The organism is Corynebacterium sp. TAE3-ERU16 (assembly GCF_019209935.1).
Lineage (GTDB): Bacteria > Actinomycetota > Actinomycetes > Mycobacteriales > Mycobacteriaceae > Corynebacterium > Corynebacterium antarcticum.
This window is the reverse complement of record NZ_JAHUTN010000006.1, coordinates 14197-39555: the sequence shown is the minus strand read 5'-3', so window position 1 is coordinate 39555 and position 25359 is coordinate 14197. Positions and strand designations below refer to the sequence as shown.

Annotated in this window: 22 protein-coding genes; 10 read left to right on the top strand and 12 right to left on the bottom strand. The window is 68.7% G+C overall.

All coding sequences use genetic code 11. The features are described from left to right. The first annotated feature begins 62 nt into the window (after positions 1 to 62). A complete protein-coding gene (locus KRX55_RS07445; protein WP_218407137.1) occupies positions 63 to 2228 on the top strand; it encodes a galactan 5-O-arabinofuranosyltransferase in 2166 nt (721 codons plus the stop codon). Further along, positions 2225 to 5644 carry an arabinosyltransferase domain-containing protein gene (locus KRX55_RS07440; protein WP_218407136.1) on the top strand — a complete coding sequence of 1140 codons (3420 nt, stop codon included), beginning with the start codon at positions 2225 to 2227 and terminating at the stop codon, positions 5642 to 5644. The genes KRX55_RS07445 and KRX55_RS07440 overlap by 4 nt, the downstream gene beginning before the upstream one ends. 266 nt (positions 5645 to 5910) lie before the next feature. Here KRX55_RS07440 and KRX55_RS07435 read toward each other — a convergent pair whose 3' ends face one another. The 3 genes from KRX55_RS07435 to KRX55_RS07425 form a co-directional block, all read right to left on the bottom strand. Beyond that, entirely contained in the window at positions 5911 to 7026 is a 1116-nt protein-coding gene (locus KRX55_RS07435; RefSeq protein WP_255567666.1) for a glycoside hydrolase family 25 protein, read from the bottom strand. Between the two features lie 76 nt (positions 7027 to 7102). Beyond that, positions 7103 to 8053: a PrsW family intramembrane metalloprotease gene (locus tag KRX55_RS07430; RefSeq protein ID WP_218407135.1), complete on the bottom strand. Its 951-nt coding sequence runs from the start codon at positions 8051 to 8053 to the stop codon at positions 7103 to 7105. Beyond that, positions 8050 to 8685: a hypothetical protein gene (locus KRX55_RS07425; protein WP_218407134.1), complete on the bottom strand. Its 636-nt coding sequence runs from the start codon at positions 8683 to 8685 to the stop codon at positions 8050 to 8052. Before KRX55_RS07425 ends, KRX55_RS07430 begins: the two co-directional genes overlap by 4 nt. A gap of 272 nt (positions 8686 to 8957) precedes the next feature. Here KRX55_RS07425 and KRX55_RS07420 point away from each other — a divergent pair, with 272 nt between their 5' ends. The 7 genes from KRX55_RS07420 to KRX55_RS07395 all read left to right on the top strand — a co-directional run bounded on the left by KRX55_RS07420 (position 8958) and on the right by KRX55_RS07395 (position 18806). Continuing rightward, on the top strand, positions 8958 to 10889 hold the full coding sequence (locus KRX55_RS07420; protein ID WP_218407133.1) for a M13 family metallopeptidase: 1932 nt from the start codon (positions 8958 to 8960) through the stop codon (positions 10887 to 10889). Between the two features lie 27 nt (positions 10890 to 10916). Then, a complete protein-coding gene (locus tag KRX55_RS07415) occupies positions 10917 to 12062 on the top strand; it encodes a hypothetical protein (RefSeq protein ID WP_218407132.1) in 1146 nt (381 codons plus the stop codon). Between the two features lie 110 nt (positions 12063 to 12172). Next, positions 12173 to 12703, top strand: coding sequence for a PadR family transcriptional regulator (locus tag KRX55_RS07410; RefSeq protein ID WP_198738852.1), 531 nt, complete (start codon positions 12173 to 12175; stop codon positions 12701 to 12703). Next, positions 12700 to 13401: an ABC transporter ATP-binding protein gene (locus tag KRX55_RS07405; RefSeq protein WP_218407131.1), complete on the top strand. Its 702-nt coding sequence runs from the start codon at positions 12700 to 12702 to the stop codon at positions 13399 to 13401. The genes KRX55_RS07410 and KRX55_RS07405 overlap by 4 nt, the downstream gene beginning before the upstream one ends. Continuing rightward, positions 13398 to 16139 (top strand): ABC transporter permease, encoded by a 2742-nt coding sequence (locus KRX55_RS07400; RefSeq protein WP_218407130.1) that lies wholly within the window; start codon positions 13398 to 13400, stop codon positions 16137 to 16139. Before KRX55_RS07405 ends, KRX55_RS07400 begins: the two co-directional genes overlap by 4 nt. Positions 16140 to 16176: 37 nt before the next feature. Then, positions 16177 to 16311, top strand: a complete 135-nt coding sequence (locus KRX55_RS11845) for a hypothetical protein (RefSeq protein WP_255567665.1) — start codon at positions 16177 to 16179, stop codon at positions 16309 to 16311. Beyond that, on the top strand, positions 16308 to 18806 hold the full coding sequence (locus KRX55_RS07395; protein WP_218407129.1) for a hypothetical protein: 2499 nt from the start codon (positions 16308 to 16310) through the stop codon (positions 18804 to 18806). The genes KRX55_RS11845 and KRX55_RS07395 overlap by 4 nt, the downstream gene beginning before the upstream one ends. Positions 18807 to 18818: 12 nt before the next feature. Here KRX55_RS07395 and KRX55_RS07390 read toward each other — a convergent pair whose 3' ends face one another. Beyond that, entirely contained in the window at positions 18819 to 19298 is a 480-nt protein-coding gene (locus KRX55_RS07390) for a methylated-DNA--[protein]-cysteine S-methyltransferase (RefSeq protein WP_255567664.1), read from the bottom strand. Between the two features lie 33 nt (positions 19299 to 19331). Between KRX55_RS07390 and KRX55_RS07385 the strand changes: the two genes are divergently transcribed. Next, positions 19332 to 20225 carry an alpha/beta hydrolase gene (locus KRX55_RS07385; protein WP_218407128.1) on the top strand — a complete coding sequence of 298 codons (894 nt, stop codon included), beginning with the start codon at positions 19332 to 19334 and terminating at the stop codon, positions 20223 to 20225. A 308-nt stretch (positions 20226 to 20533) separates the two neighbouring features. Here the strand turns inward: KRX55_RS07385 and KRX55_RS07380 are convergent, their stop codons facing one another. The 8 genes from KRX55_RS07380 to KRX55_RS07345 form a co-directional block, all read right to left on the bottom strand. Beyond that, positions 20534 to 21355 (bottom strand): VOC family protein, encoded by an 822-nt coding sequence (locus tag KRX55_RS07380; RefSeq protein ID WP_218407127.1) that lies wholly within the window; start codon positions 21353 to 21355, stop codon positions 20534 to 20536. Continuing rightward, a complete protein-coding gene (locus KRX55_RS07375; RefSeq protein ID WP_218407126.1) occupies positions 21355 to 21651 on the bottom strand; it encodes an RNA-binding S4 domain-containing protein in 297 nt (98 codons plus the stop codon). Before KRX55_RS07375 ends, KRX55_RS07380 begins: the two co-directional genes overlap by 1 nt. A 68-nt stretch (positions 21652 to 21719) precedes the next feature. Then, positions 21720 to 22037 carry a YbjQ family protein gene (locus tag KRX55_RS07370; RefSeq protein WP_218407125.1) on the bottom strand — a complete coding sequence of 106 codons (318 nt, stop codon included), beginning with the start codon at positions 22035 to 22037 and terminating at the stop codon, positions 21720 to 21722. Positions 22038 to 22131: 94 nt separating this feature from the next. Next, positions 22132 to 22410: a heavy metal-binding domain-containing protein gene (locus tag KRX55_RS07365; RefSeq protein ID WP_218407124.1), complete on the bottom strand. Its 279-nt coding sequence runs from the start codon at positions 22408 to 22410 to the stop codon at positions 22132 to 22134. Between the two features lie 40 nt (positions 22411 to 22450). Further along, entirely contained in the window at positions 22451 to 23110 is a 660-nt protein-coding gene (locus tag KRX55_RS07360) for a LysE family translocator (protein ID WP_218407123.1), read from the bottom strand. Positions 23111 to 23156: 46 nt separating this feature from the next. Continuing rightward, on the bottom strand, positions 23157 to 23876 hold the full coding sequence (locus KRX55_RS07355; RefSeq protein WP_248096378.1) for an SDR family oxidoreductase: 720 nt from the start codon (positions 23874 to 23876) through the stop codon (positions 23157 to 23159). Between the two features lie 96 nt (positions 23877 to 23972). After that, positions 23973 to 24575 carry a DNA-3-methyladenine glycosylase I gene (locus KRX55_RS07350; RefSeq protein ID WP_218407122.1) on the bottom strand — a complete coding sequence of 201 codons (603 nt, stop codon included), beginning with the start codon at positions 24573 to 24575 and terminating at the stop codon, positions 23973 to 23975. 93 nt (positions 24576 to 24668) lie between these two features. After that, on the bottom strand, positions 24669 to 25346 hold the full coding sequence (locus tag KRX55_RS07345; protein WP_218407121.1) for an alpha-ketoglutarate-dependent dioxygenase AlkB: 678 nt from the start codon (positions 25344 to 25346) through the stop codon (positions 24669 to 24671). Positions 25347 to 25359: the final 13 nt, after the last annotated feature.

The window sequence follows — 25359 nt, the reverse complement described above, 5'->3', positions numbered from 1 at the left end:
GACGCCTCCCGCCCCGGGTCCGCGACCGTCTTGTCCGGTCCGGGTGTGGGAGACTTGGACACATGACTAGAGCGACGGACGGCTTCACTGGCGCACCCGCCCGGACGGCCCGGAAAAGGGTCTTCTTCGGCCCGACGGCCCCGGCGGGAGGCGCGGACTTCACCTCGGACGCCCTCGGAGGTCGGGCCACCGTCCTCGCGATCGCCGCGGCCGGCATCGGCGGCGGCGCACTGACGCTGATCTGCTGGTACATCCTCAAGATGACCAGTCTCCCCGCGTTCGGCGGTTCCCTGGTCTCCAGGGCCCTGTCCACCGCGGGCACCGTCATGGTCCTCCTGCTGGTGGTCAGCCTCGTCTTCCTGTGGCTGCGCGACGAACACCACGATCGCCGCCGCCGCGAATCGGAGACCGACGAGGTCCGGTCCCTCGCTCGGGGGCCGGGCGCGGCGATCGCCCCGGGCACCGTCCCGGGTGACCCGGAGGAACCCGAACCCCCAGTGGTCGAGTTCCCCGACAGCGAACGGGTGTCCGCCACGCGACCCCGGTGGCGGGTCTGGCTGACCTACGTGGTCTGCTATCTGTCACCCTCGGCACTCGTGGTCACCGCGCTCGCGCTGCCGCTGTCCGCGACCCGCCTGTACCTCGACGGCATCACCGTCGACCAGGGGTTCCGCACCCAGTTCCTCACCCGGTTGACCGATTCCGCGGCCCTGAGCGACATGAACTACATCGACATGCCCTCCTACTACCCGGGGGCGTGGTTCTGGTTCGGCGGCCGCTTCGCCAATCTGCTCGGAATGGAGGGCTGGGCGGCGTTCCAGCCGTGGGCCCTGGTGTCACTGGCCGCCGCCGCATCGATGGTTGTGCCCACCTGGCAACGGCTCAGTGGATCACTCACCGTCGCCACGGGCATCGGGCTGACCAGCATCTGCCTCATTCTCGTGATCTCCCCCGAGGAGCCGTACGCGGCGATCGTCGCACTCGGGGCACCCGCAGCGACCGTCCTGGTGCGGCGTGCCCTCGACGGCAGCCGGCTCGCCATGGTCGGCATGATCATCTATCTCGGCGCCTCGGCATCGATCTACACCCTCTACACGGCGGTCATCGCCCTGTCCGTGGTGACGGTCGCCGGGGTGTTCGCCGCGGTCGTGGACCGGTCCTGGCTCCCGCTGCTGCGGATGGTGCTGATCGGCGTCGCCTCCATGGCGATCGCATCGGTGGTGTGGGGACCCTACCTGCTCGCCATAGTCAGCGGAGAGCCGCACTCCGGCGCGACGGCCATGCACTACCTGCCGTACAACGGCACCCAGGTCCCGATGCCGATGCTCTCCTTCTCCGCGGTCGGGGCGCTCTGCCTGCTGGGTATGGTCTTCCTCGTCGTCCGGGCCGTGGACCGGGATGTCCGCTCCATGGGCATCGCCCTGGTCGTGTTCTACGGCTGGATCGTGGCGTCGATGATCGCGACCCTCGCCGGGAACACCCTGCTCGGGTTCCGGATGGACGCCGTCGTCACCCTGCAACTGGCCACCGCCGGCGTCTTCGCGATCGCGGAGATCCGGCTCCTCGGGCCGGACGCCCTCTATCCCCACCAGATCTCGGCTCGCACGGGACGCAACGTCACGCTCGTCATGGTGACGCTGCTGCTCATCGCGGGTGTCGCCTACGCCCAGACGATCCCGCAGCGCAACCACAACGCAATCGACCTCGCTTACACGGACACCGACGGTGACGGGGTCCGCGCGGACCTCTATCCCCCCGACTCGGGCGCCTGGTACGGGGAGATCGATGAACTGATCCGCGGCAAGGGCCACATCCCCGCCGACACCGTCGTCCTCACCGACGAACACAACTTCATGTCCTATCACCCCTACCGGGGCTTCCAGGCCTTCACCAGCCACTACGCCAACCCACTCGGTGAGTTCGACCTCCGCAACCGGGAGATAGAGCAGTGGGCCACCGCCTCATGGAACGTACTCTCCGAACCCCGGGAGTTCACCGCCGCCCTCGAGGAGTCCCCCTTCACCGCACCCGACGTCTTCATCCTGCGCGGTGACGCCGAGGACAGGGAGGAGGGCTGGAAGTACGACATCGCCGAGGACATCTACCCCAACAACCCGAACGTCCGGTTCCGGGGTGTCTGGTTCAACCCCGGGTCATTCACCGGGGACGGCTCCCCCTGGGATGTCGAGCAGGTCGGCCCCTTCGTGGTGGTGACCCGCAGCCGATGAAGCCGGAGGACAACCCTGACGTAGAATCGTCTGCTGTGTCAGCAACAGCCGTTAATACCCCGCCCACCGCGTCGAGACGGTTGCTCAACCTCGCCATCGTCAGTGGTGTCCTGGGTTTCCTCATGTTCGTGCTCACGCCGTTCATGCCGGTCTCCCAGACCCAGTCCTCCTTCGACTGGCCACAGAACGATTCGCTGAACAGCGTCAACGCCCCGCTGCTCAGCTACGTCCCGCAGTCCGTCGACATCGACATCCCGGTGTCCGCGCTCACGGAACTGCGGGACAGCCAGTCGACCGTCCTCGGCACCCTGCCCGCGGACAGCGAGGACGCGACCACGCGCGGACTGTTCGTCCGACTCACACCCACGGGTCTCGACGTCATCGTCCGCAACCAGGTCCCCTTCGAACTCGACGCCGAGCAGCTCGAGGCGCTCCCCCGGAACGCCGTGCTGCACGTCTCCTCCACCGAGGAGGAGACCACGGCCCGGATCAACGGTGCCCGTGGCCCGGACGGCGAGGAATACAGCGGGACCGTCAGCGGTGACCAGCGTCCCCAGCTGACCGGCATCTACACGGAACTGGACGGCGGGGACGGGGCCACCGCCCGCGAACTCATCGACGAGGGTCTCTCGGCCCACATCGAGATCAACTCCCGCTTCACCTCCGCGCCGAGCGTCCTCAAGTACATCACGATGTTCTCGGGCCTGGTGCTGCTCGCGGTCGCGCTGTGGACGCTGCACCGCATGGACATCCTCGACGGTCGACGGACCCGACGCTTCCTGCCCGTCGGCTGGTTCCGGCCACGACTGCTCGACGGCATCGTCGGCGGCGTGCTCGTCTGGTGGTACATCTTCGGCGCTAACACGTCCGACGACGGATACCTGCTCACCATGGCACGGGTGTCGGACCACTCCGGGTACATGGCGAACTACTACCGGTGGTTCGGTGTCCCCGAATCGCCGTTCGGTGCCCCCTACTACGACCTGCTCGGACTCATGGCGCAGGTCTCCACCGCCTCGGTGTGGATGCGTCTGCCGGAGCTCATCGCCGGTCTGCTGACGTGGATGATCATCACCCGGGAGGTGCTGCCCCGCCTGGGATCCAAGATCAACAACCGCCGGGTCGCGCACTGGACGGCGGCGTTCTCCTTCCTGGGCTTCTGGATGGTCTACAACAACGGGCTGCGCCCCGAGCCGGTCATCGCGGTCGGCGCCCTGTTGACCTGGGTGTCCATCGAGCGGGCCATCGCCACGTCCCGGCTGCTGCCCGCAGCCGTCGCCGTGATCATCGCGACGGTGTGCCTCGGCGCCGGCCCCACAGGTCTGATGGCCGTCGCGGCACTGCTGGCCGGCCTCTCGGGGATGATCCGCATCGGCCTGCGTCGGATGCCGCTGCTCGGAGCCGGTCGGGGCGCACCGAGGAGTGCGTCACTCCGCGCGGCCGCGGCGATGATGGCGCCGTTCCTGGCGTCCGGGACCGCGATCCTGCTCGCCGTGTTCGGTGACCAGACCCTCGGCACCGTCCTCGAGTCCATCCGGGTGCGCTCGGCCAAGGGCCCCTCACTGAACTGGTACGACGAGTGGGTCCGCTACGAGACCCTCATGCAGCAGACCGTCGACGGGTCCTTCGCCCGCCGTTTCGCCGTGCTCATGCTCTTCGTCTGCCTCGCCCTCGTGCTGGCCAGCGTGCTGCGCAACGGTCGTGTCCCCGGCTCCGCCCAGGGTCCGTCGATGCGGCTGATGCTCGTTTTCTTCGGAACCATCTTCTTCATGATGTTCACCCCGACGAAGTGGACCCACCACTTCGGTGTGTACGCCGGCATCGGGGCCGCGTTGGCTGCACTGGCGGCCATCGCGGTATCCAACATGGCGCTCAAGAGTGCCCGGTCGCGCACCCTGTTCATCGGTGCGATCCTCTTCCTCCTGGCTTTCGCGCTGTCGGGGACGAACGGCTGGTGGTATGTCTCCAGCTACGGTGTCCCGTGGTTCGACAAGACGATCCAGTACCGCCACATAGAGGCATCCACGGTGATGCTGTTCATCGCGCTCGCCGTCCTCGCCCTCGGCGCGATCCAGTCCTTCGTCTCCGACGTCGCCACGGCCCGCGCCGCGGCTGAGGGACGGGCCGAGGAGTACGCGGTGGAGAAACAGCGTCGACTGCGTCGCTTCGACGGTCTGGCGGCCTCTCCACTCGCGATCGCCTCCGCCCTCGTGGTGCTGTTCTCGGCGCTGTCCCTCGGTAAGGGCTTCGTCGCCCAGTACCCGGCGTATTCGATCGGGCTCGGTAATCTCCGTTCCCTGGCGGGCGACAGCTGCGCACTGGCCAACGACGCACTCATCGAATCGGACACGAACGACAGTTTCCTCTTCCCCGTCGACGGAACACCGCTCGGCGAGTCCCTGGAGAGCGAGGACAACCGGGGATTCGACGCGAACAACGTCCCACCGTCGATCAACTCCGCGGGCGTGGACACCGCGACCACGGGAGCCGGCTCCATCGCCGGCGCGACCGACGAGGACACCGCCTCCGGTGATACGGGCGGCCAGGACTCCGGTTCAGGCGGCGGTGTCCGCGGCGACGTCGGCGTCAACGGTTCCGTCGCGCAGCTCCCCTTCGGGATCGACTACCGTGAGGTTCCGGTCGTCGGGTCCTACACCGCAGGCCCCCAGTTCCCCGCCGAGATCACCACGTCCTGGTACGAACTGCCGGAGCGTCATCCGGACGCGCCGCTCCTCGTGGTGTCCGCGGCCGGTCGGATCGAGCACAACGACATCAACGGCGTCCGACAGGAGGGGCAGCGACTCGTCATCGAGTACGGCACCCGTGGAGCCGACGGTGAGGTCACGGACGTCAACGAGATCGAGCCCCTCGACATCGGTCCGGCACCCGGTTGGCGGAACCTGCGCGTTCCGCTCGACCAACTCCCACCGGACGCGAACGTCGTCCGGATCGTCGCCACGGACACGAGTCTCGACCCGGAGCAGTGGCTCGCGGTCACCCCACCGAGGGTGCCGACGCTGAAGTCACTGAATGAGGTCGTCGGCTCCGAGGATCCCACCCTGCTCGACTGGTCGGTCTCACTGCAGTTCCCCTGCCAGCGTCCGTTCGACCACTGGGCGGGGGTCGCCGAGACACCGCTCTGGCGGATCTCACCGGACCACGCCGGCAAAGTCACGCTCTCCCCGTGGCAGGACTACAACGGCGGAGGCGTCATGGGTGTCGCGGAAGCCATCAACAAGGCCACCGAACTGCCCAGCTACCTCAAGGATGACTGGCACCGCGACTGGGGCTCCCTCGAGGCCTACGAGCTGCGCACCGATTCCCGCGGGGAGGCCCCCGTCGATGCGGTGATCGACTACCGCACGGTACAGCGTTCCGGTTTCTGGAACCCGGGCAAGATGAAGATCGAGGACTGACCGCACAACCGACGGAAGGCCCCCACCCGCCATTCACCACGCGCGGGTGGGGGCCTTCCGCCATCCGGGGCCCGGGGCGGGTGGAATTGTCCGACGTCCGGTCGCCGGGAAACAGATCCGGAAGCCCGACCGGGCTGCGTCCTCGCCCCTCTCCCGGATTCGGGGTGGAGGGTGCTTCTTCCCGGGAGCTGCACGGGAAACGGCGACGGCCGGCGCCCGGAGCTACCTCGGGTGCCGGCCGTCGCAGGTGTGCCGCAAACGGGGTATCAGCTGTTCTGTTCGGCGAAGTGCTGGGCGTTCCTCAGCAGGATGAGGAGGTCACCGATGGTGTACTCACCGGTCTGCAGCATCGTCTGCAGGTCGGGAACGGGCAGGTCACCTCTGGCGGCCAGCTCCCGGACGCGGTCGACGATCTCGGTGGCGGGGCCGAGATCGATCCCCTGGCTCTGGGCGACGGCGACGAGAGCGCCGACGGCCAGGGCACCCGCCGCGACAGCGAGGATGGCGCCGACGAGTTCCCGGTTGTTGTTGCCCAGCGCCTCGAGCTCGGCGATCCGACCGCCGATGGCGTCGAGGTCGAGCCCCGTGGACAGCACGTCCCCGAGGTTGACGTCGATACCGGCACTGAAGTCGGTGAGCTGCTGTTCACTGCCGTTGAACAGGTTCATGTCGGAGACGGTGACCATCCCGGGTACGACACCGTTGTCGGCGCGCTGCCAGAAGGACATGTGGTTCCAGCCACCGGGGATGTCGGCCGGGGGACGGTTCTCGTAGGCGGCGAGCCAGAGCGGGTAGTCGCTGAACTCACTCGTGTTCGCCATGTTCTCCTGCCAGAAGTACCGGTAGGTGTAGATGATCGGCCTGCGACCGGTGAGGCGCTCGATGTCGGTGAGGAACTCCCGGACCCAGGCGCTGAGCTGGGCCGGTCCGAGGTTCTCCGCGTACTCGATGTCGAGCACCGGAGGCAGCGAGGGCTGGGGCTGCGTCGCGAGCGCCGCGGCGTACTCGGCGGCTTGTATGCTGGCGGAGGAGTTGGGGCGGGCCATGTGATAGCTGCCGACCAGCAGGCCCGCGTTGCGGGCCTGCTTGGAGTCGGCGACGAAGTACGGGTTCATGTAACCGATCCCCTCCGTGGCCTTGATGAAGGCGAACCGGTGTCCGGAAGCGGAGACCTCGCGCCAGTTGATGGCGGCCCCTCCCGGATGCTGCCAGCTGGCGACGTCTACCCCCTGGGGAGAGGTGATGCTGAATGCGGCGGCTCTCGGGGCGCCCAGCAGAGTGACGACCAACGCGAGCGCGGTCATGAGTGCGGTGACGGGGATGGTGACGGCGCGGTGGTGCGTCGCGCGCACGGCAGCGCGATCGTGCGGAGAGAAGTACATGGGCGTAAATCTACAGCAAATTCACATGAGTCACATCTTTAACATCAACAACATGCGCAATTGGCGTGTCACGCTGTCACATCCGGGGTTGACCCCTGTCCACAGGACCGGCACCGACCGCCCCACGTACGACGAAACCACCCTGCTCCAGCTCGCGCAGCGACATCACCGGGCGATCGAGCAGCACATACCCGGCATCCCGCCGGGCGGCACGCCACCCACGAATGAACAGCCAGATGAACAAGGGGTAGATGACGAGCGCGACAGCCCCCATGGAGACCATCGCCGCACGCGTGTCGTCGTACATGATGTTCCAGCAGAAGTGTGCCGCGAACGCCACAGACACCCACAACAGGCCGGTACCCAGCCGCCAGAGGCGACTGCGGTGCGCGGTGAACACGGCCACACCCAACCCCCATCCGGCCATACCGGTGAACAGCACGTGCAGCAACGGGCCGGCCGCGACCCGTACCCCCCAGATCCACAGCATTCCCTTCACGTCACTGACCGGGTCGTACACGGCCCCGATCACCGCGTAGCCGACGTTCTCCACGACCTCGAACCCGAGACCGACGAGAATGCCGGTCACGAGGCCGTGCCACGGCCTCGTGAGCCGACGGAAACTGAACAGGATGATCAGTACCCCCAGGGTCTTGACCGTCTCCTCCGGATAGGCACCTCCCCAGGACGCCTCGAAGTGATCGAGTCCGAGCCTCCCGGGAAGATCCAGGGATGTCGAGGACAGCGGGAAAGCGAGCAGCGGGGACACCGCGCCCCCCCACAGCAGGGCCGCCACCACATAGCCTGCCCCGGCGCGGGGCCACAGCGGACTGGACCGGACCACCAGCAGAACAACCGAGAGTTCCACCACCGCAAGCAACGCACTGAGCCCCATGACACCCATCGACGGCAGCTCACCGTCCGTGGCCAAACCGGCGAACAGCGCCACCACCAGGGCCAGACCCCCTCCGACGAGCAGCCCGATGCCGTCCAGGACCCACAACGAACCCCGCAGGAACCTGTTCACGCCCGCACCTCCGAAGTCAGTCGGGACGGCAGGTCCAGCTCGGTGACATCACGCTCACCGTTGTTGCGGACCTGCGGCCGGATGAGTTCCGTGAAATCGTCGCCCCGTTCCCCGTGGACAGCGACGACCAGCAGCTCCCCCTCGTGGTCCCCGGACCCCGGCAGGGCCAGGCCCGTGAGCTGGTCTTCCCGCTCGTCACCGTCGAACCGTTCCTCGGGCGACACGGCCTGCTCCGGGTGATGCAGTTCGAGGAGGTCACCGTCCCACGCGACCTCGAGGTCCATTCCCCGGGACACACCCATCGCCCGCAGCATCCGGCGCGCGGCGAGTTCCGGATCCGGAACGCCCTCCACCACCAGGGACTTTATGGTGGTTCCCCCGCAGTCCCAGCCACCCTCCAGCATCGCGTCCGGGGACGACTCGCACATGACGGGTTCGCCGTCCGCGTACCGCAGCGGGATCTGCCAGCCGCCGCCGACGGAGTCCCCGAGGATCACCTCGTCCGCGGGCCGCGAGGTCGCCGGCAGCCGGGACGTGATCAGCAGCGGTACGGCCACCAGGAGCAGCAGTACACCGATCAACTGCAGGACATGCGCAGTCCGGAACTGCGGTTTCAGACGGTAGGGCCCCATGCCTGACGACGATACCAAGCGGTCCGGACTCCCCGGCCGGGATCAGGACGAGTCCGGGCGACCGGCATCCACCACACCGGTGGGATCCGGTCCATCCCGCACCTTCGTGCCGGTCATGGTGGCGGCCGCCACCATCCCCGCCGGAGGGGGACACCCACCGCCAGCAGGTCCCGCACCCGGGTGGCATGAGTACCGATCCGGCACGTGTCCGTCGGCACTGACGTCTTCTCTATTTCAGTGTCCCGTGCCGGGAAGCCCGTAGAGTTGGGGGCATGAAGGATCTCTACCGCTATGTCAACGGCCCCTGGCTCGACTCCCACGTCATTCCCGATGACCGTGGTGTCGACGGCAACTTCCACAAACTCCGTGATCGCGCTGAAGAGGATGTCCGCGCCATCGTCGAGGCCGACGATGGCCGCGCCGGAACCCTCTACGACTGCTTCATGGACACCGACGCCATCGAGGAAGCGGGCGTCGCGGTCCTGGATACGGACCTGGACCGGCTCGACGTGGATACCGTCGAGGAACTCGTCACAGCCCTCGGGCGACTCGACCGGGAGGGGGTCGGTGCCCCCGCCGGCTTCTGGGTGGAGAAGGATTCCGCCGGTGAAGAGGCGCTCGCCTACCTGGTCCAGTCGGGCCTCGGGCTGCCCGACGAGGCCTACTACCGCGATCCCTCCCACGCGGAGACCCTGGCCACCTACCGCACGCACGTCGCCACCATGCTCGAATTCCTCCCCTCGGAACGTCTGGGTGGACTCTCCGCGACCGATGCAGCCGGGCGCATCGTGGAACTGGAGAAGCGCATCGCCGCCGGGCACTGGGATGTCGTCGCCACCCGGGACGCGGTGAAGACGTTCAACCCGACGGAATTCACCGATCTTCCGCCGCTCGTCCGCGCCCTCTGCACGGCATCGGGTCTTCCGGAACACCGCCTCATCGTGATGATGCCGTCCTACCTCGGGCACCTGGACGAACTGCTGCGCGAGGCGGATCTCGCGGACTGGAAGCTCTGGGCCACATGGCACATCCTCAACGCCCGCGCGGGTCTGCTCACGGACGAGATCAGCAGGACAAACTTCAACTTCTACGGGACCGTCCTGCAGGGAGCCACGGAACAGCGCGACCGCTGGAAGCGCGGTACCGGCCTGGCCGAGCGCTTCGTCGGCGAGGAGATCGGCAGGCTCTTCGTCGCAGAGCACTTCCCGCCCGAGTACAAGAGGCGGATGCTCACCCTCGTCGACCACCTGATCGGGGCCTACCGTGAGCGGATCACCAACCTCGTCTGGATGACCGAGGAAACCCGGAGGAAAGCCCTGGTCAAGCTCGACAAGTTCAACGCCAAGATCGGCTACCCGGACAACTGGCGCAGCTATGAGGGTCTGGTCTTCGAGCCGGGGGGCACCAATCTCGTGGCGAACGTCCGCCGCGGCAGCGCCTTCCTCCACGACTACGAGCTGAACAAGATCGGGAAACCCGCCGACCGGACGGAGTGGGTGACCACCCCGCAGACGGTCAACGCCTTCTACAACCCCGTCGTCAACGACATCACCTTCCCCGCGGCGATTCTCCGGCCACCCTTCTTCGATCCCGACGCCGACGCGGCGACGAACTTCGGGGCGATCGGGGCGGTGATCGGTCACGAGATCGGGCACGGTTTCGACGACCAGGGCAGCCAGTACGACGGTGACGGCAACCTGAATTCCTGGTGGACCGACGAGGACCGCGCCGCGTTCGAGGAACTGACCGCACGACTGGTCGACCAGTTCAACGGGCGGGTCCCCGGCGTGCTGGCCGGCACCGAGTCCACCGGTGTGAACGGGGAGTTCACGCTCGGTGAGAACATCGGTGACCTCGGAGGCCTCGGTATCGCCGTCGTCGCCTACCGCCGCCACCTGGCGGATCAGGGCCTCGACTTCGACTCGGCCCCCACCGAAACCGTCGACCACGAGGGCGGCGACCCGGACATGGAGGGCCGCGAGTTCACCGGACTGCAGCGCCTGTTCATCTCGTGGGCGCGGGTCTGGCGGACGGCGATCAGGCCGGAGCTGGCCACCCAGTACCTCGCCGTCGATCCCCATTCGCCCGCCGAGTTCCGCTGCAACATCATCGCGGCCAACGTGGACGAGTTCTACCGCGCCTTCGACGTGCACCCCGAGGGCATGATGTACCTGGAACCCACCCGGCGCGTCACCATCTGGTGACACCGGCCCCGAGAGGATGAGACCCGGATGACACACTATCCGCCCCCCTACGGACAGCCCGCGGCACCGACGGAGACACGCCAGCGGAACTGGCCGAACATCGTTCTGGTGATCTTCATTCTCCTCCTCTACGGGTCCATCACCGCACAGGCGGTGACGAGCCGCTCCCTCCTGTCCAGCGCCGCCCGGGACGTCCCCGCGTCCCCGTTGTACGGCTACTCCGCCGTCCGTGACGCGCCGGAGGGATGCCCGGGTGACACGCCGTGTCCACCCATCCCGGAACGCATCACCGACGTCGTCGGCCCGGATGCGGACCCCGTTCCCGTGATCGAGGCGAGCGCCACCCTGGGTACCGGAGAAGGATCACAACGGACCCTGGCGTATCTGCTCGGGGACCGGATCCCGGATGGCCCCGGTCCGGGCGAATTCCTCCTCGATGACCTGACCGCCCGGAAGCTGGGGCTCTCCACGGGGAGCGAGGTTGATCTCCGCGTCACCGCGGATACCGGCACCGAGGCCGGGGTCCGCCTCCGGTTGATCGGAACCTTCCGCCCGGCGGTGGATGAGCGGGCCGAGGAGGCCGGCGATCCGGACGCCGCACGTCAGGTGATTCTCTCCGCCACCGACATCCCGGCACTGGACGGAACACCTCCCACCGGCTGGTGGACGGCCCGGACGATCCCCGGTGGGTTCGGGGCCCTGTCAGTGGTGGGACTCGAGGGCACACGCCAACTGCAGGACAGCTGCGACTTCGCCCCCGAGTACGCACGGGGCCCCGGCTTCGCCTCATGGTGCGAAGCCGGGGCCCCCGCCCCCTCGGGTGGACTGGAGGGCCTGGATGCCCCCTACAACAGGTGGGTCATCCAGAGCACACTGGCGTTTATCGCCGCCATTCTCTGGGGACTGACCGTCCGCCGCAAAATTGCCCTGGTACTGGTTCTCATGCCCTTCTCCGCGATGGGAGGGATTGTCCTCGGGTGGCTCGCCGCCTACCCCATCTCCAGGGTCCTCGCCCCGGTGATCTGGCCGGAAGGCGGATTCGTCTTCGATCACATGGGGCCACTCGGATTCTTCGCTCTGCTCGGCGCCGCCGGCGGAACCGGGTGCGCCGCACTCGTCGGACTGCTGATCGCGGCCGTAGCTGAATCGGTGCGCGCGAAGAACCAGCGGTAGGGACAAATCGCCACTGGCGCCCTCTGACGGGGCCACCATGTTGATTACCAAGTAAGTTACCGGGTAACCTACTTGATGACCACCCCGCCCGATTGTCTAAGGATCCGACGATGTCAATAAAGTTCGCGCTACTCGGACTCCTCGATGACGAACCCTGCGGCGCAGGGAAACTCCGGCAGCGCTTCGAAGACCGCACACAGGGGATCTGGCCGATGAACATCGGGCAGGTCTACCAGACGATCCAACGACTCGACCGCGACGGACTCATCGAGAAAACCGGAACCGACACCACCTCCACCCGCCCCGCCGACATCTACACCACCACCGAGGCCGGACGCGCGGCCCTGGAGCAGTGGTGGAACGAGCCGACCCTCCGACCCCGCAACGACCGCGACGACCTGGTCATCAAGATCGCCGTCGCGACCGTCATCCGGGGGGTGAACAGTCGGGAGCTCATCCAGCGCCAACGCGAGGCCACGATGCGGGAGCTCCGCGAGATCACCCTCACCAAGGCCTCGATCCCCCCGGCCCGCACAGCACAACGTCTCCTGCTCGAACGCCGCATCTTCGACCTCGAGGCCGAGGCACGCTGGCTCGACCACATTGAAACCCTCGCTGACCCGGAAGGCCCCCGATCATGACCACCTCCCCCATCCTCACGCTGGAGAACGTCACCCGACTGCACTCCGACGGCCCCGACACCATCGCCGCCCTCGAGAACGTCAGCCTCTCCGTGGCTCCCGGCGAACTGGTCGCCGTCATGGGACCGTCGGGCTCCGGGAAGTCGACCCTCCTCAACGTCGCCGGAACCCTGGACGCCCCGGACCACGGCCGCGTCATCATCAACGGGCGGGACACCGCAGGTCTCTCCCCCACGGAGCGCGCCGCGATCCGCCGCCGTGACGTCGGTTTCGTCTTCCAGTACTACAACCTGGTCCCCACACTCACCGTCGCGGAGAACGTCGCCCTCCCCCTCGAGCTCGACAACGTACCCCGCCGCGAGGCACGCACCGCGGCACTCGCCGCGCTGGAGGACATCGGCCAGGCCGAACTCGCCGACCGTTTCCCCGCCGAAGTCTCCGGCGGCCAGGCGCAACGCGTCGCCATCGCCCGGGCTCTCGTCGGTGAGCGTTCCCTGCTGCTCGCCGACGAACCCACCGGCGCGCTCGACACCACCACGGCGGAATCGGTGATGGCGCTCCTGCGCTCTCGTATCGACGCCGGCGCAGCCGGCCTGCTGGTCACCCACGAACCCCGCTTCGCCGCCTACGCCGACCGCACCATCTGGCTCCGCGACGGACAGCTCGTCCAGCCCCGCACCGGGAGTGATGCCCGATGAACGCCTGGCTCACCTCCGCCCGGATCGCCCGGCGCGACCTGACCCGCCACCGGTGGCGTTCCCTCGCCGCCGTCCTCCTGTTCGCCCTGCCCGTCATGGCGGTCCTCGTGTTCGCGGGAGCCGTGCTCAGCGAACGCACCACCGACGGAACCGACCCCACCCGCGCCTACGCCACCGCGTGGCTCGATCACACACCCTGCACCGCTGACGGGGACGATCTCTGCGAGGGGCCCGATGCCGCCACCGTCGCGAAGACCGACCACGAACGACTCACCGAGAACCTGGGGATCCATCCCGGTTCCCTGATAGCCGTACTGGACACCGAGGTCCGGATATCCACGCCCCGGGGAACGAGTTCCCGGAGCACCGCGACCGCGCTCCCCGGTACCCTCGACGGGGCACCGGAACCGGGATCCTTCATGATGCCGGGCTCCACAGCCGAAGCCCTCGGCCTGGAGCCCGGCGACCCGGCGACGGTCACGGTTCTGGACGCCGCCGGAGACGCGCACACCCGTGAACTCACCTACGTCGGCTCCACCCCCGGCAGCACCTTCCTCTCCCTCGCCGACGTCCCGGGTTCCGAGAGCATCGGCACCCCCGATTTCACGGGTGCCACCGACGGCACCCCGTGGAGCGTCGGCTACCTCGTTCCCCTGGATTCCGTGCAGTCCTTCGTCGGTCCGGACGCCCAGTCGTTCCGGACGAGCGGCATCTACCTCACCTTCACCGGGGGGCACGACGACACGGATCCGTATGTCGCGCCCGATGTATTCCGGGCACTGATGGACCGCGACGCGATCGTGAACTGGGTCGTGCTGACATTCGCACTGCTGGTCATCATCGCCGTCGTCACCCCCATCTTCGCGGTCGCGGCCCGACGCCAGACCCGGCTCATGGGTCTGCTGTCGGCCACCGGAGCCGCCCCGGTGCACCTGCGCCGCGTACTGCTCATCCAGGGGCTCATGATCGGTGCCGTCGGCGCGGTTCTCGGCAGCGTGCTCTCCATCCCCGTCGAGCGGGTCCTGGTCGGGGCCATCAACCCCGGGGCCGACGTCCACTGGCCCTGGGACCTCGCACTCCTGATCGTCGCCACCTCCCTGCTCGTCGGTGTCGGGGCGGCGCTGCTCCCCGCGCTGAAGACCGGACGGCAGGACCCGGTCGTCGCACTCCGCGGTGGTCGCAGCGTCAGGATCCGGCGATTCTCCCTGCCCATGGTCATCGGCCCGGTGATCATGCTCATCGCCCTCATATTGAGGGCGATCGGAGAATCCCCGTTCATCCACATCCTCACCCAACCGCTGCTCGGGCTGGGGCTCGTGCTCACCGCACCCATCCTGCTGTGGGGGACGGCCGCACTCGCCGGCAGATTCCGGCTCCCCGGCCGGCTCGCGTCCCGCGACGCGCTGCGCTCCATGACGCGAACGGCCCCGGCGGTCGGCGCGATCGCCGGTATCACGTTCGTCTCGACCACGTTCCTCAGCATCCTGTGGTTCCCGGCGACGACACACGACGAGGAGAACAGGCTCCCGGACGCCTCCGTTCTCTTCCTGCCCACGGAAGACGTGGACTTCAACCCGGATGCGGCTCACGGGGGCATCTCCGACATCCTCGACAAGCCCCACGGCGCACAGAGCGACCTCTTCGCTCCCCGGTCCGACGATTGGGGCGCCACCGACTGGGAGGGCCTCGCCGCGGCCGGAACCACGACCGCCGACGACGAGTACTACTTCGACCTCCCACTTTTCCGGGGGTGGGCGGCCCACGGGCTCCCCGGCGTCCACACCAACATCCTCATCAACGACGGTTCCGCCGTCACCGCGCTGGAGGGCCTCACGGACGAACAGCGCACGGCGATCCGCACGGCACTGGACGAGGGCGAGATCGTGGTCACCGACCCGGATCTCACCGTCGACGGTGTGGCGGCATTCGGCAGGACGGTCCGGTCGAACGGCGCATCCGCCGAACACCGGGAAAAGAAGTACGCGGGCCGACTCGAGGCCCACCCCGAAGAGCTGCGCGACCGGCTCGTCGACGAGAGCGGATTCCTCACCTTCCGGAACCACGGCGACACCGCCGAACAGTACGATCCGGGGAACTACGAGGTTCGCACCCACCCGGCGACGGTCGTCCCCCTCGACGGGCCCGGGGTCTCGCTCCTCACCCCGGCGACCGCCGCGAAGATCGGCATGGAGACCACCTACGCGGGCACGCTGGTGACCACCCTCGAACCGGTCAGCACCGTCGACTCCTTCCGGCTCGACGCGAAGGTGACGAGAGAGAAGCCACCCTTCCGGGCTGAAACGGCGAACCGACCACTCTACGAGCTGTTGACCTGGATGATTCCGTCGCTGTTCGCCGGCCTCATCAGCTACGGCATCGTCGTGCTCCTCATGCTGCTCGCCGCAGCGGAATCCCGCAGGGACACCGACATCCTCACGGCGATCGGAGGATCACCGCGGATCCTGGCCCGGTACGTGGGCGCGCAAGGCCTGATCATCGGGCTCGGCGGGGCGCTGGCGGGAACCCTCTTCGCCTTCATCCCCCTCCTGGTGGAGATGGCGAGCACGGACATGGAGTGGTTCCCGAGGTACGTATTCGACGAGATCGGCGTCGGCCCGTGGTCGATTCCCCTGCTGATCACCCTCGTCGGTGTTCCGCTCCTCGCCTGGGCGACCGGGCTGGCCATCGGAGGTTGGATCGCCGGGCACCGGCGTCCGCTGAGCGACCGTCGGGAGTGACCGGGGCCGGAGGCGCGGTGGCGGTAGCATGGGCGATATGAGCGATAGTCGGACGGGCATCGCCGTGCTCCGGCGGACGTGGTTCCACGACGCCCGCCCCTCCGGTCTCGCCGGGGCCTCCGGTTCCGATGACCGGACACCGGCCGGGCACTGTGGGGTACACACGCGATGATCACGTGGCGCGCCAACGCCCGGACAGCCCTGCGTGAGCTCTCCGATCACCGGTGGCGCACCTTCACCGCTCTCCTGCTCCTAGCCCTCCCCGCCCTGGGCGTGATGATCATCGCCGGTGTCTCCGTCAGCGGAACCCGCGATCCCGGGAACGAACCGATGTCGGGGTACCGGCAGGTGTGGATCAGCGACCGGACGTGCCTGCCCTTCCAGCTCAATTCGACATTCGATCCCTGCCTCGACCCGGATCACGGACATCTCCGCGGCACCCCGTACCGCGACCGCCTGGCCGCCGCGATGGGGCCGGACGCCGATGCCGTCGTGACCACGGTGTCGGTCCCGATTCGCGTGACCACCGGTACCGGAACCACCGACAGTGTGTCCGCCACCGCGGTGCCCGAAACACCTCCGCACGCACCACGCCCCGGCACCTTCCTCCTCGACTCCGCCACCGCCGCAGGCCTCGGTATCGAACCGGGCGACGTCGCCACCGTCGGCATCCCCGTGGTCGGTGGGGGAATCCGCGACACGGAACTCACACTGGCCGGGTACTCCACCCGCGGGGCTGCGGTACCGCTGGCGGATCTCCCCGGGGAACGGGCCTTCACCGATCCCGACTTCCACGGGAGCGGGGACGGGGAATCGTGGCCGGTCTCCCACTACCTCCCGGAGACCACAGCCGACCGGATCCTCGCGAACCACGCCGCGGAACTCGAGGCACAGCACGTGATCATCGGGACACCTGTGGAGACTCCGGAATCCGGACGCCACGTGGTCGACGATCTCACCGCGACCCTGACCGACGCCGTTGCCGAATCCGTGGAGATGTGGATCGCGCTCCTCACCGCACTCCTGATGGTCGTATCGGTCATCGCCCCGCTCCTCGCGGTCGGCCCCACGGCCCCGGAGCGCCCCCGCCGCGTTCCGCTGATCAAGGGCCTCATCGTCGGCTCACTGGGCGCAGTAACCGGGATCGTGATCTCCGCCCCCGCGCAGTGGGCACTGCTCGCCGTTCTTCGCCCCGGAGCCGCGATGATCTGGCCCCGGGCCCTCGCGATACTCACCACCGCCGTCGGAACCTGCGTCGGCGCAGCAGCCGCACTCCGGGCGGCACGACACCTCGAGCGGCCGGAGCCGGATACCCCGACGGACAATCCGCCGGCCCGGGCACACCGCTTCCACTGGCCCACGGCCATCGGCCCGGTAATTCTCCTCGCCGCGCTCATCACCGGCCCGACGGACGCGGTCGTGGACACCATCCTGACCGTCCTCCTCGCCGGCGCGGGACTCGTCCTGTCCTCCCAGCTCCTGCTGTGGGGTGCCGCACGGCTCGCCGGACCCGTGTCCCTCCCGGCCGGACTCGCCGCCCGCGAGGCACTGCGCCACCCCGACCGCAGTACCGCGGCGACAGGGATCGTCGCGGGAATGACACTGCTCGCGGCACTGCTCACCGCGGGGATGCCGCCATCCGGCGACGGCGGCACCGGAGCGCTACCGCACGATGTCGTGGCCTTCGAACAGTACGGCCGGGTCCACCTCTCCCCCGACTCCGCGCACGCGTACATCACCGGTCACATCGGCGCCGCCGGGGTCCGCTCCATCAGCGACATCTACGCGACAGCGGACTCGAAACTCCACGGCACCTGGCACGGCGTGCCCGCCACAGAGCACGGTGACCACGCGCGCACCGGCGCAACGGGACAGGGCTGGGATGACGCTCTCCCGCACCACCACAACGGCATCGTCATCAGTGACGGAGCGGCGGTCACCGCACTGACCACCCTCACCGATGCCCAGCGCGACGCGATCCAGAGCGCACTCGACGCCGGTGACGTCGTCGTGACGGATCCCGCTCTCGTCACGGACGGCACGGCCCGATTCGCCCACCGGGAGGGCTACAGCGACGCACCGGCCACCGGTGAACGTGACGGCTCCCCAGTCGGCGCCGGAGAACCCACCATCGTCAGCCGCTCCGCGACCGCGGTACCGGTACCGGGCACCGCAGGCTGGTTCATGACACCGGCCACCGCGGCGGAACTGGGCATCGACCCCCTCTACCGCGGCGCGATCGTGCGCACGGGCTCCCCGATGGGTGTCCTCGACACCATCAGGGTCCGTACCGGCACGCAGCAGAGCGACGGAGTGCCCCTCCGTGTCACCGGCGCGCCCGCCCCGAACACCCTCACGGCGATCGCGACGGTGCTCATCGCGCTGATCGTCGCCTACGGGGCCACGCTCCTCGCACTCCTGCTCACCGCCGCCGAAACACGCCGCAGCACCGGGGTGCCCGGCACGTCACCCTTCCTCCACGCCCGGTACTTCGGCGCGCTGGGGCTGATCACCGTACTCGCCGGAGCCGTACCCGCGACGCTCATCGCCGCGATCATCCTCCGGGACCCGGCCGTCCTCGCGCCAGCAGTCGGGCTTTCACTGCTCGCGTGGCTCAGCGGCATCACCATCGGAGCCCGGCCCACACGACACCGCGGGCGGCGCTGACGGTTTGCGGTCTCAGACCCGGATCCCCTCGACGGCCAGCAGACCCCGCTTGAAATCCACGCCGCCGGCGAACCCACCGATCCGACCACCCGACGCCAGCACCCGGTGACAGGGCACCAGCACAGGCAGCGGATTCGAGGCGCACGCCGACCCCGCCGCACGGAAAGCCGCCGGGCTACCGGCGAGCTCGGCCAACCGGGCGTAACTCACCGTCTCCCCGAAGGGGATCCCCCGCAACGCCGCCTGCGCCCGCTGCGTGAACGTCACCGGCTCCGGCACATCCAGCGACACTCCGAACACCTGACGCCCACCGGCCAGATACTCTCCGATCTCCCGGACCGCCTGTGCGGCGTGACGCGCGGCCGCACCGGAACCGGAAGGATCGTCGACAAGCGCACCGCGGAACAGCACCCGGCGCACACCGGCGTCCCCGGCAACCACCGTCAGCGGGCCGAACGGAGTGTCGAGCGTGCGGAACGCGATCATGTCCATGGCCCGACACTACCCGCCGGTAGCATGGTCACCATGAGCGAGACACCCGACGAACCCCAGGTCATCCACGACGACGCCACCGGACGTGACTTCGTCGTCGGCGGCACCGAAGGCGGCCTCGACGAGGAGGGACAGCTCGAACAACTGGCCTGGTACCTCAACCAGCACCACCCCGCACCCGACCTCACCCCACCCTGGGCCGGCGGCACCGGCGACCGGGACACCTGCGACGACTGGGCCGCGCGCCTGCCCGACCGGCTCACCCACGCCGCCATGCTCATGCTCGGCACCGCCGCCGGCCACCGCATGCCCGGCGTCGACTACCTCGGTGGGGTCACCGCCGACGATCTCCCCGGGCTCGGTGTGGTGTTCACCCCCTCCGAACCCACGGGTGACTGGGCGGTCAGCCTCCACGGCGGCGGATGGTGGCGCGGCGCCGGAAGCTGTCTCGACAACGCCTGGCGACCCGGCGTCGCCGCCGTGGCGGAGCTGTCCGGCACGACCATCATCGACGTCGACTACCCCCTCGCACCCGAACACCCGGTCACCGCGATGCGTGCGGTGACCCGCACCGCCATCGCCCACACCCGTCAGCAGGGTGCCCACCGTGTCGCTGCCTGGGGCGAATCATCCGGTGCTGCGCTGGCCGCCCTCGTCGCGGGCGACGTCGACAAGCTGCTGCTCACCCGCCCCAGCCTGCACCTCGGCGGACTACCCGACGCCGTGCGCGGCGACGCCGAGATCCCCGACCCCGCCACCTGGCCGCGCACCCTGATCCAGGTCGGTGAACAGGACACCACCGTGCCACGCTTCCGGTGGGCGGAACACGTCGCCGAGGTACTGACCTATACGGCACAACACAGCATCGTCACACCCACCGTCGCGCGGAAGATGGCGAAGGACGCCGCGGACTTCCTGCGGGGATAGAGCGCGACCGCGCGGGAGCGGCCGACAAGCGTCCAGGTCCCGGCAGACACATCCACGGCACGGGCGGCCGCCCGCCCCCGTTCGCCGGGACACCAGGTGCCGGAGGCGGGTCGCCGGTTCCCGGACACTTTTGTCTTAGGACCCGACATCTTCTCCACAGCTGGTCGAAGGGACGTCGTCAACACGTGCCAACACACCCGGTCGCGAATGACGTCCTGCGGAAACACGTCTCGCCGGTGCGTGCCAGCACGCGGTGACGAGAACACCGGGCGGCCCGAAGTGGCCACCCGGGTCAACGGGAGTGTCGGTCAGGCGCCGAACTGGCTGAGGTCGATGCCCTCCAGCGGGTCCGCCTCATTGCCCTCCTCCGCGGGCTCGTCGGCCTCGCACAGGGTGAGCGTCGCGCCGGTGGAATCGGCGATGATCAGCATGGTGCCGAACTCGGCCTCGAAGGGTCCGCGGATGATCTCCCCGCCGAGTTCGGTCACCTTCTCCGCCGTCGCGGTGATGTCTCCGACACCGAGGTACGTCTGCCAGAAGCCGGGGATCTGCGGCGGGAACCTGCCCTCCGCGTCCCAGATGCCGGCGAACGGGGAACCGTCGACGTCGATGAGGGTGTAGCGGGCGCCGTCCTCGTCGAGCCGCCGGACGGTCCAGCCGAACAGTTCGGTGTAGAAGTCGACGGCGCGATCGTAGCCACCGGTTGCGGTGAGTTCATGCCAGACGGCGGTACCGGGTTCACCGCCGGACACGAAGCGTTCCTCGCCGGAGGGCTCGATCGCACCGAACATGGCGCCCGCGGAGTCGACGAGAATCGCGACCTGGCCGAGGTGGACGTCGAAAGGTTCGGTGAGGACGGTGCCGCCGAGTTCCCGGGTGCGGGCGACGGTGGCGTCGATGTCGCCGGTGAGGAAGTACGTGATCCACGTGTCGGGCTGCGTGGCGTCCTCCGGCTGTTCGATGAAGCCGGCGACGGGCAGCCCCTGGGCCCGGGCGAGCCGGTAGCCGGGGGCGGCCTCCTCGACGTCCCAGCCGAGGATCTCGGTGTAGAAGTGCGCGGTTTTCCGCATCTCGGAGGTCGTGAGGTCGATCCAGAACGGCATACCGTCCTGTGCCATGAACGCAGGCATTACATGTTCCTCCACTTTTCGGGGTCGAAGTCATCGTTCGCGGTGGCCTCGTCGAAGAAATCGTCGTCATCGTCGCTGCCGGGGGCGGCGACACGCGCCGACGCCCCACCGACGGTGACGACGTCGCCGACGCGCAGGGTGCGCCCACGGCGGGTGTCGGCCTCGCCGTTGACCGTGACCTCACCGGCGGCGATCGCCTCCTTGGCGGCACCGCCGGTCTCCACGAGGTTGGCGAGCTTGATGAACTGCCCGAGTTTGATTGTGTCGTCCCGGATCGCGACGTCGACTGCTTCCATGCGGTCCAGTGTACGGGCGGTCCAGCGGTGCCCCGACACCGCCGGGGCGGGAGACCGTGCGGCTCCGGTCAGCGGAAGCGGACGGCGGTGCCGGTGGCGGCGACGAGCAGCATGTTGCCCTGCCCGAGGACGGCGTACTCGATGCTGACGCCGACGACGCCGTCCGCGCCGAGTGCCGTGGCGCGCTGCACCATCTCACCGAGGGCCTGTTCCCGGGCGGTGGCCGCCTCCTGCTCGTAACCCTGGCTACGGCCGCCGACGATGTTCCGGAACCCGGCTGCGAAGTCCTTCAGGGCGTTGATGCCGACGATGGTCTCGCCCGCCACGACGCGGATGTACTCGCCGATCTCGCGGCCGTCGACGTTCGGGGTGGTGGAAACGATCATGATGTGTGCTCCTCGTTGATTGTGCGGTTCACGGCCGAGTGTAGGGGGTACACGTGACGCCACACAGTTACCTGTGGAGCACGACCGACGGCCCTCAGACGAGCCGGACGGCGGTTCCGGTGAGCATGATCGCGAAGTTCCCGATGGCACCGGTGTAGGGGTGGGAGACCCGGAGACCGATGATCGCGTCGGCGCGCAGCCCGGCGGCCTCCTCCCGGAGCATGTCGAGCGCCTGGCCCCGGGCTTTCAGGGCGGCGGCGGCCTTCTTTTCCCCACTGCCGCGCAGCGTGTAGGCGAAACCGGTACCGGTGACCACGCCGAGATACTCGTGGATCTCGCGTCCCGCGACGGAATCGGTGGTGGTGATGATCATGGTGCGGGCCTCCCGGACGAACAGCTGTGTTTTTGCGAGTCTATCCGTGCCCGACGACCCCGCGGAGGCCCTCGAGGATCATCCAGACTGCGATCAGCGCGAAGATGAGGCCGCTGACCAGCTCGATCAGGGGACCGTTGCGGACGATACGCACGGCGAGCGTCCGCACTGCCAGGGCGAAGCCGACGAACCAGGCGACACCGGTCACGGTGAGCAGTGCCAGTATCGTCGCTCCCGCGACGAACCCGCCGTCCGGGTCGACGAACTGCGCGAAGATGGCGGCGAAGAAGAGGACGGCCTTGGGGTTCGACAGATTCGTGGCCAGCCCGGTCCGGAAGGAGGCGACGGGACGGGCGTGGGCCCCGGTGTCCGTCGGCGCCGATCCCACGGGGGACCGGGAGCGTTCGCGCCTGCCGTGGATCCCGGCCCTGATCGACCTGAACGCGATCCACGCGAGGTAGCTGCCGCCGATGATCTGCAGGATGTGCAGGAGACCCGGGTGGGTGGTCATCAGCGCGGACAGACCGATGAGGCTGGCGACGATCCACAGGGTGTTGCCGGCGCAGATACCGAGTGCGCACCACACGCCGTCGGCCCTGCTCCGGGCACCCAGCCGGATGATCTGGAGGGTGTCCGGTCCCGGGCTGGCGATCGCCGCCATCCAGACGACGAGCAGGGTGGTGAGGGCGGCGAAAGTCATGCGCCTGAGAGTACCGTTCCGTTGCCGCTGTTTTCCGTGCCCGTGGCTACACCTGGTCGGTGGGCATGATGAGCATGGTGTCGACGTTGACGTGTGCCGGCATGGACGCGACCCAGCGGACGGCCTCCGCGATGTCCGCCGCGGTGAGGTTGATCTTCCCGTCGTAGACGGTGGCGGCGCGCTCGGCGTCGCCCTTGAAGCGGTTGAGGGAGAAGTCCGTCTCGACGCGGCCGGGGTCGATCTCGCTGACGCGCAGCGGGGTGTCGGCGGTCTCTATGCGCAGCACCCGCGTGAGTGCGGCGACGCCGTGCTTCGCGGCATTGTACCCGCTGCCGCCGGCGTAGGGGACCCGGGCGGCGACGGAACCGATGTTGATGACCTGGCCGTGCGACCGGGTGAGCCGCTCGAGGAGGGCCTTGGTGACGCGCAGGGTACCGAGCACGTTGACCTCGTACATCCAGGTCCAGTCCTGGATCTCGGTCTCGGAGACGGGGTCGAGCCCCAGTGCCCCGCCGGCGTTGTTGACCAGCAGGTCACAGCGGTCGATGTCGGCGGTGAATTCCCGGACACTCGCGTCATCGGTGACGTCCAGGTGACGGGCGATGCACCCGGTGCGATCGGCGAGCGCCTTGAGCTTCTCCATTCGCCGGGCGCCGGCGATGACGGTCCAACCGTCGCCGACCAGCGCCTCGACACACGCTTCCCCGATGCCTGCGGACGCCCCGGTGACGACCGCGACCCGACCTGAGTTCTTCATTGCGTTCATGGTTTCATTCTGCCAGCGTCCCCGCACAGGTGAGGCCGGGGCCGTCCGCTCCACCGGAACGGGGTTGGCCCGGTTCCACCATGAGGGTGGCGTCGGCTACGGGTCGATCAGGCCGGATGCGCCCCGGATCCGGTTGTCCACCATTCCGACGGCCTCCATGAGGGCGAAGCAGGTGGTGGGGCCGACGAAGGAGAATCCCGCCTTCTTCAACGCCTTGGCGAGAGCGATCGACTCCGGGCTGGTGGTGGGCTGTTCGGCGGCCGATTCGGGTGGGGTCCACGCTGCCGGGGTGAAGGACAGCACCAGCCGGGGCAGCCCACCGCTCTCCCGGAGGGCGAGCGTGGCGCGGGCGTTGGTGAATACAGCTCGGATCTTCGCGCGGTTCCGGATGATCCCGGAACCGGCCAGCAGCCTGTCGGCGTCCGCGTCACCCCAGTCCGCGAGCACCTCGGGGTCGAATCCCGCGAAGGCCTCCCGGAACGCGGGACGCTTGCGCAGGATGGTCTCCCACGACAGCCCCGCCTGGAACCCCTCGAGGCAGATGCGCTCGAACAGTCCCCGTTCATCGGTGACGGGCCGCCCCCACTCGTGGTCGTAGTAGTCGCGCAGGAGTTCCGAGGAGCAGGCCCAGTGCGGCCGGAGTCTGCCGTCCGCCCCACGGATCAGACCCCGGGCGGCGGGATCGTCGGTGTGATTCATGGCTTCACCCTAGGTCAGGGTTTCGCTCGTGCTGATCACCCGGTGGCGGTCCTGTGGACGGACGGGCGGATTTCCCGGCACCCCACAGCGATGTCAGGCGGTGACCTGGCGGACGGTGATGTTGATGCGCCCCTCGGTGAGTCCGCAGCCGTCCGGGGTGGTGTCCGCGATGAGGCGGGGCACCCCGTGGAACGCAAGGCGCGCGGGCCCGCCGAAGACGAGGGCGTCGCCGGACTCGAGGGGGACGTCCCGCCAGGGGCGGGTCTGTCCCGCGACGGTGGCGATGCGGAAGATCGCGGAATCCCCGATGGAGAAGCTCACGACGGGTGCGTCACTCAGCTCGGTGTCATCCCGGTGCATCCCCATCCTCGAACCGGGTGGGTAGTAGTTTATGAGCGCGGTGTCGGCACGGTAGTTCTCCACCCAGGGGCCCAGCTCCGGAGCGTGCCGGGCCGCGGCGGCGAGCGCACCGCGGGCGAGGTCGGAGAGGAAGCCCGGGACCGGTGGCACAGGTGTTTCCTCCGGGGTGCGGGAGCTGTAGCGGTACGGGTCGGTGTGGAACCAGAGCCCGAGGGCGGTCATCCAGACACTCATCTGTCCGCTGCGCAGGACGGGCCGACGCATCGCGGCCGGCCCTCGGGCGTGGGCGCGGGCACCCGTGACCAGCCGGGACTGCGTGTCAGGGGTGAGCCAGACCGGCAGGTGGACGACCCCGGGGATGATGCGGGCGGGCTCGCGGGGCAACGCACCGGGTTCGAACAGTTGTGCCATGGGGTCACCGTAG

Coding starts and splice junctions, on each gene's coding strand:
- KRX55_RS07445 (WP_218407137.1), top strand. CDS start 63: ATGACTAGAGCGACGGACGGCTTCACTGGCGCACCCGCCCGGACGGCC.
- KRX55_RS07410 (WP_198738852.1), top strand. CDS start 12,173: ATGTCAATAAAGTTCGCGCTACTCGGACTCCTCGATGACGAACCCTGC.
- KRX55_RS07400 (WP_218407130.1), top strand. CDS start 13,398: ATGAACGCCTGGCTCACCTCCGCCCGGATCGCCCGGCGCGACCTGACC.
- KRX55_RS07425 (WP_218407134.1), bottom strand. CDS start 8,685: ATGGGGCCCTACCGTCTGAAACCGCAGTTCCGGACTGCGCATGTCCTG.
- KRX55_RS07440 (WP_218407136.1), top strand. CDS start 2,225: ATGAAGCCGGAGGACAACCCTGACGTAGAATCGTCTGCTGTGTCAGCA.
- KRX55_RS07435 (WP_255567666.1), bottom strand. CDS start 7,026: ATGTACTTCTCTCCGCACGATCGCGCTGCCGTGCGCGCGACGCACCAC.
- KRX55_RS07415 (WP_218407132.1), top strand. CDS start 10,917: ATGACACACTATCCGCCCCCCTACGGACAGCCCGCGGCACCGACGGAG.
- KRX55_RS07365 (WP_218407124.1), bottom strand. CDS start 22,410: ATGATCATCACCACCACCGATTCCGTCGCGGGACGCGAGATCCACGAG.
- KRX55_RS07395 (WP_218407129.1), top strand. CDS start 16,308: ATGATCACGTGGCGCGCCAACGCCCGGACAGCCCTGCGTGAGCTCTCC.
- KRX55_RS07360 (WP_218407123.1), bottom strand. CDS start 23,110: ATGACTTTCGCCGCCCTCACCACCCTGCTCGTCGTCTGGATGGCGGCG.
- KRX55_RS07370 (WP_218407125.1), bottom strand. CDS start 22,037: ATGATCGTTTCCACCACCCCGAACGTCGACGGCCGCGAGATCGGCGAG.
- KRX55_RS11845 (WP_255567665.1), top strand. CDS start 16,177: ATGAGCGATAGTCGGACGGGCATCGCCGTGCTCCGGCGGACGTGGTTC.
- KRX55_RS07375 (WP_218407126.1), bottom strand. CDS start 21,651: ATGGAAGCAGTCGACGTCGCGATCCGGGACGACACAATCAAACTCGGG.
- KRX55_RS07355 (WP_248096378.1), bottom strand. CDS start 23,876: ATGAACGCAATGAAGAACTCAGGTCGGGTCGCGGTCGTCACCGGGGCG.
- KRX55_RS07390 (WP_255567664.1), bottom strand. CDS start 19,298: ATGGACATGATCGCGTTCCGCACGCTCGACACTCCGTTCGGCCCGCTG.
- KRX55_RS07420 (WP_218407133.1), top strand. CDS start 8,958: ATGAAGGATCTCTACCGCTATGTCAACGGCCCCTGGCTCGACTCCCAC.
- KRX55_RS07380 (WP_218407127.1), bottom strand. CDS start 21,355: ATGCCTGCGTTCATGGCACAGGACGGTATGCCGTTCTGGATCGACCTC.
- KRX55_RS07345 (WP_218407121.1), bottom strand. CDS start 25,346: ATGGCACAACTGTTCGAACCCGGTGCGTTGCCCCGCGAGCCCGCCCGC.
- KRX55_RS07405 (WP_218407131.1), top strand. CDS start 12,700: ATGACCACCTCCCCCATCCTCACGCTGGAGAACGTCACCCGACTGCAC.
- KRX55_RS07385 (WP_218407128.1), top strand. CDS start 19,332: ATGAGCGAGACACCCGACGAACCCCAGGTCATCCACGACGACGCCACC.
- KRX55_RS07350 (WP_218407122.1), bottom strand. CDS start 24,575: ATGAATCACACCGACGATCCCGCCGCCCGGGGTCTGATCCGTGGGGCG.